Source organism: Pseudomonadota bacterium, assembly GCA_010028905.1.
Classification (GTDB): Bacteria; Vulcanimicrobiota; Xenobia; order RGZZ01; family RGZZ01; genus RGZZ01.
Genome location: RGZZ01000584.1, coordinates 1 through 2,838 on the forward strand (window position 1 = coordinate 1; position 2,838 = coordinate 2,838).

A 2,838-nucleotide genomic window follows, 5' to 3' on the forward strand; every position below is an offset into this window, starting at 1 on the left:
CGAGGTCTGCCTCATCTCGAAGCGCAAGGGGCGTATCTGGGCCCTGCCCAAAGGGCGTCTCGACCCGGGCGAGACGCCGGAGCACGCTGCCGTGCGCGAGGTTCTCGAGGAGACCGGATGTGACGCGGTCATCGTCGCGCCGCTGGGAACCATAGAGTACGACTTCCACTGGAAGTCGAACAACACGAACTACCACAAGGTGGTCTCGTACTTCCTGATGCGCGCGCGCAGCCGACAGGCGCAGCCCCCGGACCAGGAAGCCGACGAGGTGTCGTGGATCACCATCGACGAAGCCTGTCGGCGCGTGACCCACGAAAACGAGCGCGACATCCTTCGCGCAGCGAGGAAGAGGCTGGACGTGCGAGATGAGTGACCTGATCCTTCAGCAGCTGGAGACCGGTCCGATGGCGAACTACGTGTACGTCATCGGGAGCAGGCGCACCCGCGAGTGCCTGCTCATCGATCCGGCCTGGGACATCGACGGCCTTCTCGCCCACCTCGATCGCGAGGGCCTGACGTTGAAGGGCGCGCTGGCGACGCACTACCATCCCGACCACATCGGGGGGCGCATCTTCGGCCTCGACATCGAAGGCCTGCCCGCGCTCATGACGCGCCGGCCGGTGCCGGTGCACGTGAACAAGCACGAAGCCGATGGCGTTGCGCAGGTGACAGGCCTCTCGCGCACCGATCTCGTGACCCACGAGGGGGGCGACACCATCGAGCTGGGCGACGTGACCATCCGTCTGATGCACACCCCAGGGCACACTCCGGGGAGCCAGTGCTTCTACGTGGAACGCGGCGGCCCGGAGCAGGCCGTGGTGTCTGGCGACACCCTGTTCATCGGCGCGTGCGGTCGGGTCGACCTGCCCGGGGGCGACCCGAAGGCGCTCTACGAGTCGCTGACACAGAAGCTCGCGGCCCTTCCGGCGGGTACGGTTCTCTATCCGGGACACAACTACGCCGAACGCCCCACCAGCACCATCGGTGACCAGATGCAGACGAACCAGTTCATGCGCATGCGCAGCTTCGATGACTGGAAGCGCCTCATGGGCGTGGGCCGCATGGGCGGCTGAGCGGGTTGACGATTCCCCTGCGCCGGAGAAGGAGGCGCGTGATGATGCGAGAAGAGGCGCCCCATGACTGTCCCCCCCACCACCTCGTCACGTCAGGTCACCCAGATCGCGGTTCTGTCCACGGTCGGCCTCTGCCTGATGCTGCTCATCGAGATCCCCCTCTTTCCAGCCGCCCCCTATCTGAAGTACGACGCGGGTGACCTTCCCGTGCTCATCGGAGCCTTCGCCCTCGGTCCGATGAGCGGGGTGGCCATCGCGGCGCTCAAGAACCTGTTGTTCCTGATGGTTCGCGGAACGCCCGAGACCTGGTTCGTGGGGGCTCCGATGAACCTGCTGGCGGGGGCCTCGTTCGCCCTCGTGGCGGGCAACCTCTACTTCCTCGAGAAGACCCGCACCCGCGCTGTTGCTGCGCTGGTGGTGGGCGGTCTCGCCTCGACGGCCGTCATGTTCGTCGCCAACCTCGTGATCCTGCCCGTGTTCATGCGCGTCTTCCTCGGCTCGACCACCGCGGTGAGCACCCACTTCCTGCTCACCGTGATCGTCCCGTTCAACCTGGTGAAGTCGACCTTGAACGGCGTGCTCGTGTTCAGCATCTACAAGCGCATCTCGCCCGTACTGAAGGCGACCCACTGGGAGCTGCCCGCGCATCCCCCCCGGGAGACGGCCGCGGCCCGCTGAACGTCCCCTGCGCGCCCGGTCCCCTCGGCAGCGCGAGGAGAAACGACGCGCAGACCGAACAGTAGAACGACTCTACTCTGGGCGAGCCCGATGCCGAACTTCATCGAATGGAACACGCTGAGCTGGCGAGACGCTGTTGACGTCATCGTTGTTGCGATCGTTCTGTACTACATCCTGCTCGCCATCCGCGGCACGCGCGCCGTGCAGATCCTGCTCGGCATCGTCATGCTGCTGGGCGTGCAGGCGCTGTCGTTCTACCTCAAGCTGCAATCGACGTACTTCGTGCTTCGCGGCCTCGTGCTCTCCATCGTGGTCGCCCTGCCCATCGTCTTCCAGCCCGAGCTTCGCCGCGCCCTCACCCAGCTGGGCGGCAGCATGCGGTTCCAGCATGTCCGGCACGATGTGCTCGTGAAGGTGATCGACGAGATCGCCTGGGCCGCGAAGGTGCTCTCACAGACCCGCACCGGGGCGCTCGTCGCGGTCGAGCGAGAGACCGGTCTCGAAGAGTACGCCGAGAACGGCGTCGAGATCAACGCCGAGGTCTCGGGGCGCCTGCTGCTCTCGCTCTTCCAGAAAGCCAGCCCCCTGCACGACGGCGCCGTGATCTTGCGCGGCAACAAGGTGGTTGCCGCGTCGTGCTACCTTCCGCTCTCCGAGGCGAAGGTGCTCACCGAGAGCGCGCACACGGGCACCCGCCATCGCGCCGCCCTGGGCCTCTCCGAGCAGTCGGACGCGGTCATCGTGGTGGTCTCCGAGGAGACCGGCGGCATCAGCATCGCGCGCGATGGCCAGTTCAGCCCCCACGAGACCGAAGAATCGCTGAAGCGACACCTCCTCGAGCGTCTGCAGGCCGCGCCGACCGTGGCGGGCGCCGCTTCCGGCCTGCACCTGCGGTCATGGCTCTCGTGGCGGCGCAGCCGCGCCAGCGAGGTGGCCGCCACATCGGCGTTGCTGGTCGGCGCCCCGGAGACCCAGCCTCTCGACTTCGGCGAGGCCGACACGAACCGGGTTCCCTCGCCTTCCCGCGCGGTGCCGGTCGAAGCCGCCGTGCTCGACGAAGAGACCATCGCAGAGCAGCAGCGCCAGC

The 2,838-nt window shown here is 67.0% G+C and carries 4 protein-coding genes; all 4 read left to right on the forward strand.

Features of this window, described 5'->3' with window-relative positions; all coding sequences use genetic code 11:
* On the forward strand, positions 1 to 373 hold a 373-nt coding region (locus EB084_23130; GenBank protein NDD31158.1), incomplete at its 5' end, for an NUDIX hydrolase.
* Complete coding sequence (locus EB084_23135) at positions 366 to 1,073, forward strand: MBL fold metallo-hydrolase (GenBank protein NDD31159.1); 708 nt, start codon at positions 366 to 368, stop codon at positions 1,071 to 1,073. The genes EB084_23130 and EB084_23135, both read left to right, overlap by 8 nt.
* Before the next feature lie 63 nt (positions 1,074 to 1,136).
* The gene (locus EB084_23140; GenBank protein NDD31160.1) at positions 1,137 to 1,751 is read left to right on the forward strand and encodes an ECF transporter S component; all 615 of its coding nucleotides are present in this window, start codon (positions 1,137 to 1,139) and stop codon (positions 1,749 to 1,751) included.
* A 90-nt stretch (positions 1,752 to 1,841) separates the two neighbouring features.
* Positions 1,842 to 2,838, forward strand: a 997-nt coding sequence (locus EB084_23145) for a TIGR00159 family protein (protein ID NDD31161.1), incomplete at its 3' end; no start/stop codon positions are given.